Genomic DNA, 16974 nt, shown 5'->3' on the forward strand with positions numbered 1-16974 from the left:
AATCTATAACAGAAAAAGTCGTTAATTATACGACTTCTTAATGAAATTTGTAAATTTGTTGAATAATGGACAAAACTAGCGACATTACCCAAATAAGAAGTTTAGCTCAAATATTTTCTGCCTCTAATTTTAAAAAAATAGTAAGAGAAGATAATTATTTTGATACATTTTATCGTATAAACAGATATGCTAAAATTAATGAGAATACTACTAATCTTGAGGTGTTTAATCAAATTTATAAATCATTATTAAAGGTTTATAAAAATGAATATGTCTATAAAAACGTACTAATAAACAAGCTTTTAATTAAAAAATATAGTCTTAAAAATACCATTGCTTTAAATGAATTTAAAGTAGGTAATTCTATTGCAGATTTTGTGCTTTTAAATGGTGAAGCTCGTATTTATGAAATAAAAACAGAGCTTGATGGTTTAGAGAAATTAGATAAACAAATATCAGATTATGAGAAATTTGCTGATAAAATTTACATTGTAACAAGCTCTAAACACATTCCTAATTTATTGACAAAATATTACAATTCTAATATTGGTATTATTGAATTAACTAATAGAAATGCACTTAAAACTTTAAAAGAAGCAAAAGTAAATCAATCAGTTTTTAACCACGAAACATTATTTAAAACATTAAGAAAAGACGAATATTTAAGTATAATTAAATCATATTTTAATGTTGTGCCAAATGTACCTAATACACAAATATTCAGAGAATGTCTTAAGTTGTCAAAAAAGATTGATATTTTAGAATTTCAAAAATTAGTAATTCAAAAATTAAAATTTAGAAATATTTCTAACCCAGAAAGTTTTAAAGAAAGACAAATTCCAGAAGCATTAAAACATATATGTTATTCTTTAAACTTTTCTGATAATGAATACCAACAGTTAGATAATTTTTTATCCCAAAAAAGCAAAGTATGTATTTCCCATATGTTAGAGGTAAACAATTTGAATTAATCGCATTAAGAGATTTATGCTCGATATTTTCAGATGATATATTAAAAACTTCACCAGTAATAGAACCAGTTAAAAGCACATCAACTTTTAAATCAACATTAAAAGAATTAGCTTCTAAAAATGTTAATTTTAATATTATTATAAACCCTAGAGTTGGCGATTTAAAAGGAAAGCATCAAGAAATTATTGATGTAGTTTCAGAAAGTTTACAAGGCTATGAGAACTTCCAATTAGCTGTTATTATGGATGATAAATCCGAAAGAAATATCCAAACATTTATTGATTTTATAGGTGCTTTGAATTTTAATTTTAATGGTGTTACCTTAATTCACAATTCTGAAGTTTCCGGTAATAATATAGAATTACTTACTACAAATCTTAATATCGTTTATAACTTAATTTACTTCTCTAAAACAAGTAGAAGATATTATAGAGAGTTTGATCAAAACACGCGAGTATCACTAGATGATTATTTTAAGGAAATGCCTAAAAATGCAGATTATCTTGATTTAGAAAGCAGCTTTTCTGAAGAATACAAATATTATCAAGAAGATGGTTTTGTTGGTTTTGGTGATTTTCTTACAATAGGAGATAATTATTCCGATTCAGGATTTTTACCAAGAGATGTGGCAATACATTTATCTTACATAGATGGTAATGATAGAATAAGAGTAAAACATTTTGTGTCTGACTCTAATGGTGATGTATCAGATATTGGTGGTAAATTTTCTGAAGCTATTCATAAGTTAGTTACTTGGTGTAACCAACAAGATATACAAACAAATGCAGTAAATACTTTTCGAGATTTGCACCAAAGAGGTCATTTTCCTGGTCTTGGCACTTTAAAAAAATTGTCAATTATGAATCACATCGAATTAGTAATTAAAAACATTTAGTTATGAATTGTTGTGTAAACTGTTTTACTAGTGATTATATCATTAGTATAATAAATGCAGATGATAGAGTTGGTAACTGTAATTTTTGTAAATCAACAAATGTATCTATTTATACAGCTAGAGAGTTAATTCCTTTTTTTAGAAATTTCTTGTCCTTATACGCTGTAGATGCTAACTCTAATCAAGATATAGCACAATCTTTAAAAAAAGATTTTAACCTTACTACAGATATAGTTGAAGATTCCAAAGAACTATTTAAAGCAATTTTTATTGATGAAATGGAAGATATTACCGAATTATTTAATAGTAACGTATCTTCTGAAATTAAGATAGAATTACTCTCTGAAACAAATCAAATTCACGGTATTTGGGAAGATTTTAAAGAAGAAATAAAATATACAAATCGTTACCACATTCAAAATACAATAGATTTAAAAAAACTAGCCAATTTTTTTGAGCACGAAAGTTTTTATAAAGAAATTAAAAAAGGAAGAATATTTTACCGTTGTCGTATTTCAGACAAGAAAGGTTTTGCGCCAGATAAAATGGGTAATCCACCAAAAGAAGTTACTACTGGAGGTAGAGCAAACCCTAAAGGTATTTCTTATTTATATGTTGCAGATACACTTAAAACATCTTTATATGAAACAAGAGCTTCACTCTTTGATTATGTAACTGTTGGCGAATTTCAGTTAAAAGAAGATTTAAAAATTTTAAATTTAAGGAATCCAAAAGATGATCCAATTCCTTGGTCAGAAAATGAAGCAATTGAAGATTTTTTAATTTATGTTCCTTTTATTCAAACATTACAAAAAGAAATTTCATTACCAATTCGTAAGTTAGATAAACAATTAGATTATATTCCTACTCAATATATTTCAGAGTTCATTAAATCATTAGGTTTTGATGGTGTAGAATATCAAAGTTCCTTATATTCTGAAGGATATAATTTGGCAATTTTTAATCCTGAAAAATTAAATTGTAAAACAACACAAGTTTATGAAATTGAAGGTATTGATTTGCACCATAAAGCAGCTATATAATTTCCCCACAAACTAAAACCCAGTTTTTTCGTTCCTCAAAATCCTCTGTCTTTTAGTTTGTTCCCCTCGCCATTCCTTTATAGCGTTTAAATTGCCACACTTATGCAGCACATTACAGCTTGTTTCATTCGTGCCTCATTACACAACTGCAAAGAGCTGCACATTGCCAAAAGCTAATAATTTAAACGCTATCCCAAGCTATATTTACATAACGTGCAGTTATAGCAGCATTCATTCACTTTCTGTACTATAACGCCATTATGTAAAATATCTTCTTTTCCAGCGCACAATTTCGAACTATCAACATTATTTAGTACTAATATTGAACAACAGTACAAATGAATTATTAGATATAAAATTAAATATTCGTTACCTCATTCAAACTGTACAAAACCATCGTTAAGTCCAAGTTTTCCTTATCTCAAGTATTTGCTTGTTTCATTTCGTTAACAAACATTAGATGCCTCTTTTCCCCACCACCCATTCAACGGTGTAGGTTACAGCAATTATTAATGTTTGCCAAGTGTCTGTGGTAGGATGCATTTCATTCGTTCAATCCCTTATCAGGGAATCACTCTTTACATTTACCCACCTCAACACAGCGCATAAAAAAAGCACATTATTATCATAATGCACTTTATTTATTTTTTCCAACCCTAACATCAATAATTACTTCCACCTACATCACTTTACCCCGAAAAGAGTTAACATTTATTATTGAAAAAAGGAAAGAGAAAACAAAGATAAGCACTAGCGTGCTTGGTGTTCTCTGCTTTCTCTTTCCTTTTTTTTAGGCTTTTTTCGTTTCTCTTTTAAAATTAATGTTATTGGGTTTGTAGTTCCAAAACTATTTTTTGAGTTTAATTTTAAGCTTTTCGTATAAAAATTTCAAAAAAATTGAAACAAAAAAACTAACTGTTGCGCCAACAATAGCTAAAATACTGGTAGTGATAAAATCTTCAACACCAATATTTACTACTGAAGAAAAGAAAATACCACCCAAAAAACTAGCTTTTGTATTATGGTCCATCGTTAGTTGCATTAGCTTTAATTTCAGATTTACCTTCATCTTTAACAACTGCTTGACTTACAGCTGTGGCAACTGTTCCGGCAACTGTCATATAAGTTGCAATAGTTACAACAATTGCAGGCATTGTGATTGGAGCTGCAATAATGGCACCACCAGCTGTTGCTAAAGCAATACCAATATTTCTTAAAATTTTGAAAAACTTCGGAGTTGGTTTTTTATAACGTTCTACAATGTTCATAATTTTGTGATTTAATAGTTAATAAAATAGATTCTTTACGGTCTTTTGCTTGATGTACCAAAGACAATAGTTTTTGCATCATTGGTCTTGATTGAGTTCCCATACCTATATTACTTAAATAGGTTACTGGTGCAATACATCCTTCTAATTCTTTTAAAGCATTATTAGCTGGATGAAATAAAATCAATCGTCTGTTTTTTACACCTTTAACTAAAAGATGATTTTGAAAACGTTTAGAATACCTTGTAACGATTTCATAAGAGCCTTCTGGAATACACGATAAATTACGCTTGTTGTTTTTCCAGGGAAGCTCTATTGTGTGACATAAAAAGGTATCAGAACAAAAGAGAGTACCATTAGTACCCTCTTTGTAATACGCTCTATAGAGTATTAAATCCATAATTATGGAGTATCTATAGTAACAACAGATAAGGCATTGTAAGCACCGTTTTTTAACTCATACATTTGCCCATTTACTTCTTGATAAAATTCAATACCAAGCACCTGAACAACATCTACAGTAGAGTTCGCAGTTAATGACGCTGTTAAAGCAATTGCAGCTGTATCAGCAGACGTGTAAGGCAGAATTACTGTTTCGTCATTTTCAAAAACTGAAGATTCATTTTCAAAATCCAATTCAGCAGCACCCATAACCACTTTAAAATGTGTTGTTCCTGAAGGAGCTGCAATTCTTAAAGTTGGAGAAAAAGGAGCAATGTCCAAAGTTGCATCCCCAGAAACACGGTCAAACGCATTTACAAAAGGTGTAAATAAAGTAGTACCTAATTTACCATTTAGATTGAATTCAAAACCTAATAATAGGTTAAAATCCCCTTCTGTTAAGGTTCTTAAACCTCTATCATTGGTCGTGTCTGTCTTAATGATAGCTAAAAGGTCTTTTGTTAATCGAGAAGCTACACGTTTATCTTTTGCATTTTGCAAAAGAATACGAATAGCATTTCTCAATACTTTTCCACCTTTTCCTGCACGTCCAAATTCCGACCCATTTTCACGCGTTCTCTGAAACGCAGGATCATTTGCAATACGACTGGCATCAACACCACCTTTTTCGCGTGCTAGATGTCCATCGCTTGTTTTGTAAAAAGAAATACCACCGATAGTTCCTTTTAATTTAATAATTCCTGTTTGTCTTGCCATAATATTTCATTTTTTGATTAATAAAACAAAACAACTAACTTGTATTCAGGTATTAAAAAATCAAGTTCCGTTAAATGCTATATAAACCGATTTTACCAAATAAACCACAGATGGCTTTATATTTTATGAAAAAGCATAGATAAGCCCTAGATAAAGCCTTATGAATCGCAAACGAATATGTATATATGCAAAAGATATCCAACTTATAACAGGTAGGAGTGAGCGATATGGGCGTAAATTACTTCAAACTATCCGAAAATTACAAGACAAAGAACCTCATCAATTTGTTACTATACGTGAATTTTCGGAGTATTCAGGTATAGAAATAGAAGTTATTAATCAGTATATTAATTAGTTACAATCTACTTTTATTTTTCATAAAATTTGCGTAAATTTATGTTGTATTGTTAAGTTGAGGTTGCTATATTTGCATCGCTCAAGTGTAAACTAATACAAAGCGAAAGTTCTTATCAATAAAGTTACCCATTCGGTTACCACGTAATTTGAAAATTACATAACTTATTGATTATTAAACATAAACGGGAAGCAGTTATAATCCTGCCACCCCGACCAAAAAGACTTAAGATATTTTCTTAAGTCTTTTTTTTGCGCTATATTTTACTTAAAAAATTAGCTCTATTATTACTTTATACTTTTAATTAAAACATTTTTTTTACTACTTAGGCTCAATAGATAAAATAATATATCTTGTCCTGAGATATAGCTACAGGTTAAAATTGAATTAAGCTGATTATTTATATACCATATTTGGTGTTTTATAATCTAAAGATTAGTCTAATCTTACTTCACTGTATAAATTAATTGCATTTTTTGCAGCACGCTTTTCGTGTGCTACGTTTGCAAAGGTTTGGTCTAGATAAAATTCATCTTTTAAAATGCCGTTTACACGTTCAGCTATAGCGTTTTCATAGCAATGATTTTCTTCAATCATACTAATATCTACCTATTTTCTTTTGAGAATTTATGTATATCTACATTACTACAATATTGTATTCCTCTGTCAGAGTGATGAATAAGCCTTTTTAATGTTTAACCTTGTATATAGCCTTTTTGAGAGCTCTTACACAGCCTTTTAGCTCTAAGCTATCACTAAGGTCATAACCAACTATTTTTCTAGAATACATATCTGTTACTAATGCTAGATAACAAAATCCTTTTACAGTTCTAATGCATGTAATATCAGATACCCAAACTTGATTAGGACTATTAATTTCTATATCTTTAATAATGTTATTGTACTTATAAAAACGATGATATGAATTTGTTGTTCTCACACTAGATTTCTTTCTAAGTATAAGCATGTTGTTTATTCTAAGTACTTTAAATAGTGTATCTCTACCAACTTTAAGATTAACTTTGATAAATTCTTTAAAGGATCTGGTAAGTTTACGAATACCTTCTCTAGGAAGAGATTTATGTCTTTTTCTAACAATATTTATAATCTGTCGTTTAAGTCCAAAACAATGGGTTATAGTTGTTAAAGAAGTAAATCTCTTAGATTTTTCTTTAGCTTTAATTAAGGCTTTATACTTAACTTTTTTTTAGTTCAAAAATAGATTTGTAACCTAGGTCTTCTGCAGCTACTTCTAAATATGATTCCTATACCATAGCATCGAGATCTTTTTTAAGTAGTAGTTTTTTAAGCTATTCAATTTCCTTTAGAAGTGTTTTTATTCTAGCTATTTCGTCTTTAGTTTCCTCTATTTCTCTAGTATTCATTAAGTCTTTACGATTATACTTTTTAATCCATTCATTAACCGTTGTGGGTGTAATAGAGTAGAATTTACAAAGTTCGCTCTTTGTGTGTTGCCTGTTGTAAGTTCGGCTAAAATCTTTAACTTGAAAGGTTCACTGTAGCGTCTAATTACTTTGTCATTTCTACACATAATGTTTAAAATTATGGAGCCTTATTTCAGGACGGGGTAATACAAACTACAACGTTACCAGTAATACCCATTGTAGACAACAACTTAACACACCTATTAACTTGAGTATTTTTTATTAATTACAAATTATATATAGATTCTATGTAACTCTCTATGATTATAAAAAAAATATTAATTTTAACAAGTCTAAATAATAATAATTACTACATTTGCATCTCTATTTAAATTTAATCTAAATAAAATTGAAAACACTATATTTAATTTTAATCTTCTATTCCTTTAATATTAACTGTACTGGAAAAACATTAAAAAACAACAATTTAATGACTCTATCAGGTAAAGTAACTTACAAGAATGGAGCCCCTGTAGAACTTGCATTGGTTCATATCAAAAAAATAAACCGAAATACTTATACTGATAAAAATGGAAACTTCATATTTTCTAATATCCCCGCAGGAAAGTATTCCATTTTCATAAAAGCTTTTGAAACTGAAGGTATTAATATTAATGTAGATTTAAGCCGTAAACCCGATCACTTAACTGTAGTTTTAAACAATAATGAGGCTATTACTTTAGATGATGTTACTATAGTTAGTAAATCTAAAGGTAATTTAATAAAAGAAAAAGGCTTTACTATTGGCATAACAAATACTCAAAAAATGGCCGTTCAGAGTTTACAAGCTACAGAAATTTTAGACAGAACAGCTGGTATAAAAATAAGGCAAAGTGGTGGACTCGGTTCACATACTCATTTTAACCTCAACGGACTTAGTGGTAACTCTATCCGTGTATTTATTGATGGAATTCCGCTTCGAAATTATGGAGAATCTTTTTCATTATCAAGCATTCCACCTGCAATGATTGAACGTATTGAAACCTACAAAGGTGTTTTACCAGCCGAATTAACTGAAGATGCTTTAGGTGGAGGTATAAATATTGTTCTTAAAAAAAGTATCGGTACACACCTTAGTGCTTCGTACTCTTATGGTTCTTTTAACACACATCAAGTTAATATAGATGGTGGATATAGAAATCCTACTACAAATTTTAATGTTGATGTTTCAACTTTTCTTAACAGTACCGATAATAGTTATAAAGTTTGGGGAGATAATGTTTATGTGGTTGACCCCAATACAGGTAAAGTTAAATACATAAGAGCAGAGCGATTTCATGACAAATATAAATCTAAAGGTATAAAAGCAAATGTTGGGTATACTTCTAAAAAATGGGCAGATGAAATTACACTTGGTGTAATGGTATCAGATATGAAAAACGATGTACAAACAGGTCCTGTTATGGATATTGTATATGGTAACAGAAGAAGTGAGCGAAATAGTAAAATGCTTTCTTTTAAATATCGAAAAAAAAATATTCTAATAGATGGATTATCATTTAACACCTTTAGTTCTTTTTCTCATACAGATCGTACAGTGATTGATACTGTACCATATATGTATAATTGGCTAGGTAAAATCATAAGAGATAACAATGGGAATCCTATTAATTGGAGAACTAACGGAGGTGAAGCTGGCGATGCCACATTAGCTAAAAATAAAGAAATAAGTATTGCTAATAGAACTGGTCTTTATTATCAATTACACCCGCAGCACAAAGTAGGTTTACATTATTTTTATAATCAATTTACAAGAGATATTGACGACCCAATGCGTCCGCAAGCAGAAAGAGATTTAACAGATACAAGACACCTTACAAAACAAATTATTAGTTACTCTTATGAAAGTAATTTTTTTGCTAAAAAACTAAAAACAAACCTATTTTATAAACAATACAAACAGCATGTAAAGTTATCTGACCCTAAAAAAGTAGGCGGAAATATTATAGCTTTCGATTATGAAAAAAAAGTGAATCATAATGGTTACGGAGCTGCTATATCTTACGCTATAACACCAAAAATAATTTTATTATCATCTGCAGAAAAAGCTTTACGAATGCCAGGTATTTCTGAATTATTAGGTAATACAAGCGAAAACATTCAACCAACTTATACTCTTTTACCTGAAACTAGCACTAATTTTAATCTTGGTTTTTTACTAGGAACTTATACCGTAAAAAAACACAGTTTTAACCTTGAAACTAACTTTTTTATAAGAGATATAAAAGATATGATTGCTAGGGGTATTAGTGGTAGTATATCTGATACTTATGGCTTTGAAAATCTAGGAAGAATTAAAAGTACAGGTTATGACGTTGAACTAAAATACAATTACAATAAGCGTTTATTTATCACCTCCAACTTCTCTAATTTTAATGCTCGCTACAATTTAAAATACGATCAATTTGGCTCAGAATACATTTATTATAAAGACAGGTTAAGAAATGCACCTTACTTAACAGCTAACACTTATATAGAATATAAGTTTAATGATTTTATAAAAGAAAATTCAAAATTATCAATAAACTATAATTTTGGATATACTCATCAATTTTACAGAAACTGGGAAAGCCTAGCCAGTAAAGGAAAAGCATATATACCTACACAAAACCTACATGATATAGGAATCTCATACACAACTCCTAACAATAAAGCTACCGTAAGCTTTAACGCAAAAAACATTACAAATCAACAAGTTTTTGATAACTGGGCGATGCAAAAACCTGGAAGAGCATTTTATTTAAAACTAACATATACTCCTATTTTTTAAAAAATTTAAATCTAATTATAAACACTATCATGAAAACAAATTTATTATCAATAAGTAAATCGCTGTTATTAACAGCAACAATGGCAAGCACAATATTTATAAGTTGCGACTCTAATGACAATATAGAAGAGAAATTACCTACAGGAAATCAAGAATTTTATAACGTTGCCTTCGGTGTAGGATCTACAGGAAATTCAGCTACTTTTGTACAAGCTTTTCCTGATTTAAAAGACGGTGCTATTTCTTTTAAAGGAGAAGGTTTTGAAGTTCCCTCTGTACGAACTGCCCGAATTTACGGTTCTCCTTCTGGAAAATTCCTCTACAACTTAAGTTATGGTGGTGGCATGCTTTATAAATATAAAATAAACGGAGCATCAAACTATACGTTATTAGATGAAACAAATGTTCAAATTGCTATGGGAACTGCATACCCTAGATGGAAAGTTCTGAATGAAAATGATGCTTTAGTACATACTATAAATACAGAAAAAATTTATAGTAATGACGTATACAGATATACTGAAGCTAAAGCTGTATTACAGAGAATTGACTTGACTGATTTATCTTTAGCAGAAAATGCAGAAGTTGCTATACCAAAAACAGATGATAATTTGCATATATGGAGAATAGACAATCCCACAATTCAAGCTGGTAAAGCATACTATGGTGTTGCTAAAAGAGGTTATGATCCTGATACAGATGAAAATATTAATACGGATAACTATAAAGCTACAACATTAGTTGTAGACTACCCTTCTTTAAAAAACCCTGTTTTATTAGAATCTGGAGTAGCTAAAGGCTCTACTTATGGGTATAGAGCACCTGTGTATCATGTAGATGAAAATGGTGATATTTATCATTTAACGTCAAACCCTGCAAAGCTAGTACGCATTAAAAATGGAGCTTACGATAATTCATATCAATTAGATTTATCTACTGCTTTAGGCATGACTCAAGTAGGTGCTAATGGCTGGTATTATGTTGGTAACGGTATTGCTTACGCTCCTTATTTTGATGCTTCTATTGGAATTGGTAGCGATCAAACAACCCCTTGGGGAGTTACTCGAATTGACTTATATAATAAAACTGCAATCAAATTAAATATGCCAACTAACTTATGGATGTGGTACTATCAATCTGGCGTATTAGGTAAAGATGGTAAATTTCATATGGCTATTTCACCACTTGGTGAAAAAGGAAATATTTATAGTTTCGACCCAAGTAGTACATCTACTAATGGTTTTACAAAAGGTGCTGAACTTGATAATGGCGCAGATTCATTTTATTTAGGTGTATATTAATAATTAAACATCCATACCACTATTATAAAAGGCTTAAATAATTCTTAAGCCTTTTTACTTTATCTATAAAAACCACTTCTTACTCTACTATATTTTATGTAAATTCGTATCTATGGAATTACTTTTTTTAGGCTTAATAGGTGGCACGATTATCTCTTATTTTATTTTTATTAAATTTTCTTTAGCAAAAAAGAAAGATACAACAGAGAAACAATCTATTATTTTACTAGATAAAATAAAAAAGGTATCTAAGTTAATTACTATCGAAGGTGAATTTGCAGAAATATATCATCATGAAAACTCTAAAGAAAAATTTATGGGTTTATTTACAAGCAAAAAAAAGGCTATTATTTTAATTAATGCCAAAGTGCATATTGGATTTGATTTTAGAAAAATTAAAATGCATACCGACACTAAAAACAAATCGTTAATTTTATCAGAGTTCCCGCAACCAGAAGTTTTTTCTATAGAACCAAGCATTCGTTTTTATGACATTCAAAACGGGCTTTTAAATAAATTTAGTTCAGAAGATTTAACAGAAGTAAATAAGGAAGCTAAAGAACATATTCTTCATAAAATACCAGAAAGCAACCTAATGCAAACAGCAAATAAAGAAGCATTAGAAGCTATTTCTTTAATGGAAAATTTAGTAGAAACAATCGGATGGAAATTAGATTTTTCAACTTTAGAGTTACCTAACTCAAATAAAAAGGTATTAAAATAATGCATATAGAACAACTTCGAGATTATTGCATTACTAAAAAAGGAGTTACAGAGCATTTTCCTTTTGATGACGTTACTTTAGTCTTTAAAGTTAATGAATAAAATATTTGCTTTAAGCGGATTAAATAGCTGGGAACAAGATGATGCTAAAATAAATTTAAAGTGTGACCCTGATGAATCTTTAGAGCTTCGAGGAGCATATGAAAGTATAAACCCTGGTTGGCACATGAATAAAAAACATTGGAATACTGTTACTTTAAATAACGATGTTTCTGACGAGTTCGCTTTTCAATTAATCGACCATTCTTATGATTTAATTGTAAAAGGATTGACAAAAAAACTAAAAGAACAACTAAAATCGATATAAAAATGCTCAAATCAGATCTTAGAAAAATATACAAACAAAAGAGAAAAGAGTTAACTGAGGTTGAAAAAACAAAGTTTCAAGAAAGCCTATATCAACAAATTTTCGATTTAGATTTTAACGATATAAGTAATGTTCACTTGTTTTTATCGATGCGGAAGTTCAATGAAATAGACACACAACCGATTATTGATTTCTTCAGAAAAAATGGTAAAAAAATTATTGTTAGTCAATGTAATTTTCATGACGATTCTTTATCTCATTTTCACCTAAAAGAAGACACTAAAATTGCTATAAATAAATTTGGAGTTCCAGAACCTATAAATGCAGAAGAAGTTGCGGTAACAAAAATCGACTTAGTATTTGTTCCTATGCTAATTTCTGATAAACAAAACTACCGAGTTGGCTACGGTAAAGGATTTTATGATCGATTTTTGGCAGATTGTAAAAAAGGCACAAAAACTATTGGACTTAATTTTTTTCCTCCAATAAAAAAAATAGAAGACACTCATGAATTTGATGTTCCTTTAAATCAAATTATTGTTCCTAAATAGAAAAATCCCGCTTTACAGCGGGATTTTTTATAACTTATATTTCAGTAAACTATCCGTTCATAGAAATTAAAAACTCTTCGTTATTTTTAGAAAACTTAATTCTATCATTAATAAACGTCATTGCTTCAACAGGATTCATATCTGCTAAGTATTTACGTAATACCCACATGCGTTGTACCGTTTTCTCATCTAATAATAAATCATCACGACGTGTACTTGATTTAATTAAATCGATAGCTGGGTAAATTCTACGGTTAGAAATATTACGATCTAACTGTAACTCCATGTTACCAGTACCTTTAAATTCCTCAAAGATAACTTCATCCATTTTCGAACCAGTTTCAGTAAGTGCAGTCGCTATAATTGTTAATGATCCTCCGTTTTCAATATTACGAGCCGCCCCAAAGAAACGTTTTGGCTTGTGTAACGCGTTTGCATCAATACCACCTGATAATATTTTACCTGAGGCTGGAGCAACAGTATTGTAGGCACGTGCTAAACGTGTTATAGAATCTAATAAAATTACTACGTCATGACCACACTCTACCAAGCGTTTTGCTTTTTCTAAAACAATATTTGCAACACGTACATGTTTATCGGCTGGCTCATCAAAAGTAGAAGCAACAACCTCACCACGAACGTTACGTTTCATATCTGTAACTTCCTCTGGTCTTTCATCAATTAATAAAACAATCTGATATACTTCTGGATGATTTGCTGCAATTGCATTTGCAACATCCTTTAACAACATTGTTTTACCTGTTTTGGGTTGTGACACAATCATACCACGTTGCCCCTTACCTATTGGTGAAAATATATCAATAATTCTAGTAGATAATGAACTTCCTTTTTCTGCAAGATTAAATTTTTCATCTGAAAACAAAGGTGTTAAATGTTCAAATGAAACACGATCACGAACAATATTTGGATTTAATCCATTTATTTTAGATACTCTTATTAAAGGAAAATATTTTTCACCTTCTTTGGGAGGACGTACATTACCAAGCACAGTATCACCTGTTTTTAATCCAAATAATTTTATTTGAGATTGAGATACATAAATATCATCAGGTGATGATAAATAATTATAGTCTGATGACCTCAAAAAACCATAACCATCTGGCATCATTTCTAACACGCCTTCACTTTCAATAATCCCATCAAATTCAAAATCAGGATCTCTATATTTATTCCCACTTTTATTTGGTGATTTATTAGTATTTTGGTTTTTATGTACTGGCTTTTTGGTGTTTTCGGTTTGAGGTCGAGATCGAGGTACTGGCTTTTTTACATCTACATTAACCCTAGGGTTTAAAACCTTTTTTTTCGCTTCTACTTGTGCTCTTGGACGAGGCCTTGGTACTGTTTTTTTAGTTGTTAGAAGTGGTTTATCTTCACTTACCTCCTTTACTGTAATTGTATTTTTTTTGATACTTACTTTTGGACCAGCTTCTTTTTCACCGCCTTCTTTTTCACTTTGATCACCATCTGTAAAACGTACTTCTTTAACCTTATTTTCGTCAAATTTCACAACAGAATCCTTTCTTTCCTCCTTAAATTCAGCTTCCTTGACCACAGCTACTTTTTCTTTAGATTGCTTTTTGGTTTCTTCTATTTTATCTATTCTTTTTCTTTTAGGTTTTTCAGCTACTAGTTTAGCTTCATTTGCACTAGCCTCAGCTTGTGCGTCTAAAATTTTATAAACTAAATCTAATTTTTTTAACTGACTTACTTTTGTTAAACCTATAGTTTTTGCAATAGCCTGTAAATCTATTAATTTTTTAGTTTTTAATTCCGAAATCTCGAGCATTCGTAAAATGATTAAGTTATATAGTCCTTTTAAGAAAAGGATTTAAATGTATTTAAATTTTATTTGATTATAACCGTAATAGGAACTATTTAGTTATTATTTGTGTAGTTACTTATTTGACAAATATATATAAAAAATTCAACTTGTAATATTTCTTTTTAAAAAAATAAATATTACATTTGCTACCTATTATAAAAAATGATACAAAGAAAACAATCTATATACCTATTAATTGCAGGAATTATTTCTGGAGCATTGACTTTTATTTTTAGCCTTTGGACTAATGTAAAAAGCAGCAGTGTTATATATGCAATAGATTTATTATCAGGAAATACTTTATTAGAAAAAGTTTGTCCTTTATTATTTTTTATTTCAGCCTTATTATCAATAGTAACCTTATTTTTATTTAAAAAAAGAAAATTACAATTTGTTCTAGGGCGATTAAACATATTGATAAACCTTCTTTTATTAGGCATATTAATATATCTATCACTAACATTATCTGGAGAAGCCTCGGTTTCAAAGAAAGGTATTGGGATGTTTTTTCCTGTTATTGTTATTTTGCTATTAGTTTTAGCAAATAAAGCCATTAAAAAGGATGAAGATCTTGTAAAATCTGCAGATAGATTACGATAAAACCTAATATCTTAGTATATTTAGTGCGAAAAAAAACCGAGATTACATCTCGGTTTTTTATTTTTGCTATACACTCTACTCTGTTAAAAACGTTAAAAAAATGTTAAAGAATTTAGGGTTAACCCTAATGAAGTAGGGTTAACCCTAATAAACAATTAGGGTTATTGGGTATTGTACAAACTATTTTTATACTATAATTTTGTAAATGTAATAACGATGACTAATAAAATTAAAGTTCATATAGCTGATGATCATAAAATATTAATAGATGGTGTTATCGCTCTACTAAACACAGAGGACAGTCTTGAAATAGAAGGATATTCTTTAACAGGAAAGCAAGTTTTAGACTGGGCTATAAACAAAAAAGCTGATGTACTTGTTTTAGACATCAACATGCCTGAAATGGATGGTATAGAAGTTTTAAAAGCATTTAAGAAACGTAATTTAAAAATTAAAACAATAATTCTATCTAGCTTAAGTGACACTAAACTAGTACAAGAAATGATATTATTAGGAGCAAATGGTTTTATTGATAAAAGCTGTGCTAGTGATCATATTATTGATGCTATAAAAAGTGTTAATAATGGTGTACAGTATTTTAGCAACGATGTTAAAAGCAGATTATTAGAGCTTTATGTTTCAGAATCTAAAATAGAGGAAAATAATATTAATCATAACGATTTAAGTGAAAGAGAAATTGAGGTATTAAAACAAATAGCCTTAGAAAAAAGTTCAAATGAAATAGCAGCACATTTATTAGTTAGTATTAAGACTGTTGAAACATATCGAAAAAATTTATATAAAAAATTAAAAGTAAAAAATGTAGTAGGTTTAGCGATGTACGCTGTAAAAAACAATATTGTATAGAAAAACCCTTCAAATAATTTTCTTAAATCCCCCGAAACAAAGAAAATACCCCTAACCTATACAAAGTATATCGCTATTATCTACTTAACAACACTAAATTTACATAAAAAATATTAGTAACTAATAAAATTAAAATCATGAAAAAAATAACACCTCTCTTGTTAGCTTTATGTTTTATTATTACATCATGCTCTTCTGATGATTCTCAAGTAACTACCTCTAACGATCAATTATTATTATCATACACTCTTCATAGAGATAGTAAAGGTAAATACTCTATTGATTTTAACACCACAAAAAATACAGATGTAATCACTATTAAAAATAGTAATCAATCTAACGAAATAATTTTAACAGAAGCTAATTATAAAACTAAAAAAAGTCATAGTAATAGCTTTATTATAGAAAAAGAACTATTAAAAATTGGTTTTCTAGATGAAAACAAAGGTAAGCGCACACAAATAACTATTGAAGATGAAAATAACACCTTTTCAAGAACAAATATAACAGAATTTTTAAATTCATATAGTATAACTAAAAATGAAGACGATACTTTTTTACTTAATTTTAAAGTAAATGATAACGTTATCACAAAGTTTATTTATAATAAAAATATTGAAACTTATGAGGTTCATTTATCTAAAGGAAGAGCTAAACAAAAAGATTTTTCAAGAATTATAAATATTTTATCAGAAGATGGTTTATTAAAAGTAGATTTTGTTAATCATAAATATTCTGAAAAAATTAAAGGACCTACAGGAGCTCCTAGAAAGCCTAGGTTTATAATTGGTGGAGCTGATGAAGCTTAATTCT

18 protein-coding genes and 1 pseudogene are annotated in these 16974 nt (G+C 29.2%); 12 read left to right on the plus strand and 7 right to left on the minus strand.

The genetic code is table 11. The features are described 5' to 3' along the window. Positions 1-65 precede the first annotated feature (65 nt). Genes ACN5J4_RS04540 through ACN5J4_RS04550 form a run of 3 tightly spaced genes read left to right on the plus strand, consistent with a single transcriptional unit; the run spans position 66 to position 2910 of the window. A complete protein-coding gene (locus tag ACN5J4_RS04540) occupies positions 66-971 on the plus strand; it encodes a sce7726 family protein (protein ID WP_240561997.1) in 906 nt (301 codons plus the stop codon). Continuing rightward, positions 932-1867 carry a sce7725 family protein gene (locus ACN5J4_RS04545; RefSeq protein WP_418650953.1) on the plus strand — a complete coding sequence of 312 codons (936 nt, stop codon included), beginning with the start codon at positions 932-934 and terminating at the stop codon, positions 1865-1867. The genes ACN5J4_RS04540 and ACN5J4_RS04545 overlap by 40 nt, the downstream gene beginning before the upstream one ends. Before the next feature lie 2 nt (positions 1868-1869). Next, on the plus strand, positions 1870-2910 hold the full coding sequence (locus ACN5J4_RS04550) for an RES domain-containing protein (protein WP_240561995.1): 1041 nt from the start codon (positions 1870-1872) through the stop codon (positions 2908-2910). Between the two features lie 847 nt (positions 2911-3757). Here ACN5J4_RS04550 and ACN5J4_RS04555 read toward each other — a convergent pair. The 4 genes from ACN5J4_RS04555 to ACN5J4_RS04570 are packed head-to-tail and all read right to left on the minus strand — an operon-like array spanning position 3758 to position 5336. Continuing rightward, on the minus strand, positions 3758-3940 hold the full coding sequence (locus tag ACN5J4_RS04555) for a hypothetical protein (RefSeq protein ID WP_418650954.1): 183 nt from the start codon (positions 3938-3940) through the stop codon (positions 3758-3760). Then, positions 3930-4178, minus strand: a complete 249-nt coding sequence (locus ACN5J4_RS04560; RefSeq protein ID WP_218773187.1) for a hypothetical protein — start codon at positions 4176-4178, stop codon at positions 3930-3932. The genes ACN5J4_RS04555 and ACN5J4_RS04560 overlap by 11 nt, the downstream gene beginning before the upstream one ends. Then, on the minus strand, positions 4156-4578 hold the full coding sequence (locus tag ACN5J4_RS04565; protein ID WP_218773188.1) for a DUF5675 family protein: 423 nt from the start codon (positions 4576-4578) through the stop codon (positions 4156-4158). Before ACN5J4_RS04565 ends, ACN5J4_RS04560 begins: the two co-directional genes overlap by 23 nt. Before the next feature lie 2 nt (positions 4579-4580). Then, positions 4581-5336: a hypothetical protein gene (locus tag ACN5J4_RS04570; protein WP_418650955.1), complete on the minus strand. Its 756-nt coding sequence runs from the start codon at positions 5334-5336 to the stop codon at positions 4581-4583. A gap of 160 nt (positions 5337-5496) precedes the next feature. Here ACN5J4_RS04570 and ACN5J4_RS04575 point away from each other — a divergent pair, with 160 nt between their 5' ends. Beyond that, the gene (locus ACN5J4_RS04575) at positions 5497-5691 is read left to right on the plus strand and encodes a hypothetical protein (RefSeq protein ID WP_218775062.1); all 195 of its coding nucleotides are present in this window, start codon (positions 5497-5499) and stop codon (positions 5689-5691) included. 435 nt (positions 5692-6126) lie between these two features. Here ACN5J4_RS04575 and ACN5J4_RS04580 read toward each other — a convergent pair whose 3' ends face one another. Then, positions 6127-6288, minus strand: a complete 162-nt coding sequence (locus ACN5J4_RS04580; RefSeq protein WP_418650956.1) for an integrase core domain-containing protein — start codon at positions 6286-6288, stop codon at positions 6127-6129. A 91-nt stretch (positions 6289-6379) separates the two neighbouring features. Beyond that, entirely contained in the window at positions 6380-6658 is a 279-nt protein-coding gene (locus ACN5J4_RS04585) for a DDE-type integrase/transposase/recombinase (protein WP_418650957.1), read from the minus strand. An 827-nt stretch (positions 6659-7485) separates the two neighbouring features. Between ACN5J4_RS04585 and ACN5J4_RS04590 the strand changes: the two genes are divergently transcribed. The 5 genes and pseudogenes from ACN5J4_RS04590 to ACN5J4_RS04610 all read left to right on the plus strand — a co-directional run bounded on the left by ACN5J4_RS04590 (position 7486) and on the right by ACN5J4_RS04610 (position 12848). Next, positions 7486-9906, plus strand: a complete 2421-nt coding sequence (locus tag ACN5J4_RS04590; protein WP_418650958.1) for a TonB-dependent receptor — start codon at positions 7486-7488, stop codon at positions 9904-9906. A gap of 29 nt (positions 9907-9935) precedes the next feature. Beyond that, complete coding sequence (locus ACN5J4_RS04595) at positions 9936-11207, plus strand: hypothetical protein (protein WP_418650959.1); 1272 nt, start codon at positions 9936-9938, stop codon at positions 11205-11207. Between the two features lie 112 nt (positions 11208-11319). Then, positions 11320-11931 carry a DUF4230 domain-containing protein gene (locus ACN5J4_RS04600; protein WP_418650960.1) on the plus strand — a complete coding sequence of 204 codons (612 nt, stop codon included), beginning with the start codon at positions 11320-11322 and terminating at the stop codon, positions 11929-11931. Further along, positions 11931-12297, plus strand: a pseudogene (locus ACN5J4_RS04605) (MmcQ/YjbR family DNA-binding protein). Before ACN5J4_RS04600 ends, ACN5J4_RS04605 begins: the two are co-directional and overlap by 1 nt. A 2-nt stretch (positions 12298-12299) precedes the next feature. Continuing rightward, a complete protein-coding gene (locus ACN5J4_RS04610) occupies positions 12300-12848 on the plus strand; it encodes a 5-formyltetrahydrofolate cyclo-ligase (RefSeq protein WP_418650961.1) in 549 nt (182 codons plus the stop codon). 49 nt (positions 12849-12897) lie between these two features. On the opposite strand, the gene rho is transcribed toward ACN5J4_RS04610, so the two are convergent. Continuing rightward, a complete protein-coding gene (gene rho, locus ACN5J4_RS04615) occupies positions 12898-14658 on the minus strand; it encodes a transcription termination factor Rho (RefSeq protein WP_418650962.1) in 1761 nt (586 codons plus the stop codon). Positions 14659-14856: 198 nt separating this feature from the next. Here rho and ACN5J4_RS04620 point away from each other — a divergent pair, with 198 nt between their 5' ends. The 3 genes from ACN5J4_RS04620 to ACN5J4_RS04630 all read left to right on the plus strand — a co-directional run bounded on the left by ACN5J4_RS04620 (position 14857) and on the right by ACN5J4_RS04630 (position 16970). Beyond that, positions 14857-15294: a DUF4293 domain-containing protein gene (locus ACN5J4_RS04620; protein WP_418650963.1), complete on the plus strand. Its 438-nt coding sequence runs from the start codon at positions 14857-14859 to the stop codon at positions 15292-15294. Between the two features lie 216 nt (positions 15295-15510). Further along, positions 15511-16161, plus strand: a complete 651-nt coding sequence (locus ACN5J4_RS04625; protein WP_418650964.1) for a response regulator — start codon at positions 15511-15513, stop codon at positions 16159-16161. Between the two features lie 137 nt (positions 16162-16298). After that, the gene (locus tag ACN5J4_RS04630) at positions 16299-16970 is read left to right on the plus strand and encodes a hypothetical protein (RefSeq protein ID WP_418650965.1); all 672 of its coding nucleotides are present in this window, start codon (positions 16299-16301) and stop codon (positions 16968-16970) included. The last annotated feature ends 4 nt before the right edge of the window (positions 16971-16974 follow it).

The organism is Tenacibaculum aestuariivivum (genome assembly GCF_964507685.1).
Classification (GTDB): domain Bacteria; phylum Bacteroidota; class Bacteroidia; order Flavobacteriales; family Flavobacteriaceae; genus Polaribacter; species Polaribacter aestuariivivum.

Coding starts and splice junctions, on each gene's coding strand:
- rho (WP_418650962.1), bottom strand. CDS start 14,658: ATGCTCGAGATTTCGGAATTAAAAACTAAAAAATTAATAGATTTACAG.
- ACN5J4_RS04565 (WP_218773188.1), bottom strand. CDS start 4,578: ATGGATTTAATACTCTATAGAGCGTATTACAAAGAGGGTACTAATGGT.
- ACN5J4_RS04610 (WP_418650961.1), top strand. CDS start 12,300: ATGCTCAAATCAGATCTTAGAAAAATATACAAACAAAAGAGAAAAGAG.
- ACN5J4_RS04550 (WP_240561995.1), top strand. CDS start 1,870: ATGAATTGTTGTGTAAACTGTTTTACTAGTGATTATATCATTAGTATA.
- ACN5J4_RS04620 (WP_418650963.1), top strand. CDS start 14,857: ATGATACAAAGAAAACAATCTATATACCTATTAATTGCAGGAATTATT.
- ACN5J4_RS04545 (WP_418650953.1), top strand. CDS start 932: ATGTATTTCCCATATGTTAGAGGTAAACAATTTGAATTAATCGCATTA.
- ACN5J4_RS04580 (WP_418650956.1), bottom strand. CDS start 6,288: ATGATTGAAGAAAATCATTGCTATGAAAACGCTATAGCTGAACGTGTA.
- ACN5J4_RS04575 (WP_218775062.1), top strand. CDS start 5,497: ATGAATCGCAAACGAATATGTATATATGCAAAAGATATCCAACTTATA.
- ACN5J4_RS04600 (WP_418650960.1), top strand. CDS start 11,320: ATGGAATTACTTTTTTTAGGCTTAATAGGTGGCACGATTATCTCTTAT.
- ACN5J4_RS04540 (WP_240561997.1), top strand. CDS start 66: ATGGACAAAACTAGCGACATTACCCAAATAAGAAGTTTAGCTCAAATA.
- ACN5J4_RS04570 (WP_418650955.1), bottom strand. CDS start 5,336: ATGGCAAGACAAACAGGAATTATTAAATTAAAAGGAACTATCGGTGGT.
- ACN5J4_RS04555 (WP_418650954.1), bottom strand. CDS start 3,940: ATGGACCATAATACAAAAGCTAGTTTTTTGGGTGGTATTTTCTTTTCT.
- ACN5J4_RS04585 (WP_418650957.1), bottom strand. CDS start 6,658: ATGCTTATACTTAGAAAGAAATCTAGTGTGAGAACAACAAATTCATAT.
- ACN5J4_RS04630 (WP_418650965.1), top strand. CDS start 16,299: ATGAAAAAAATAACACCTCTCTTGTTAGCTTTATGTTTTATTATTACA.
- ACN5J4_RS04595 (WP_418650959.1), top strand. CDS start 9,936: ATGAAAACAAATTTATTATCAATAAGTAAATCGCTGTTATTAACAGCA.
- ACN5J4_RS04560 (WP_218773187.1), bottom strand. CDS start 4,178: ATGAACATTGTAGAACGTTATAAAAAACCAACTCCGAAGTTTTTCAAA.
- ACN5J4_RS04625 (WP_418650964.1), top strand. CDS start 15,511: ATGACTAATAAAATTAAAGTTCATATAGCTGATGATCATAAAATATTA.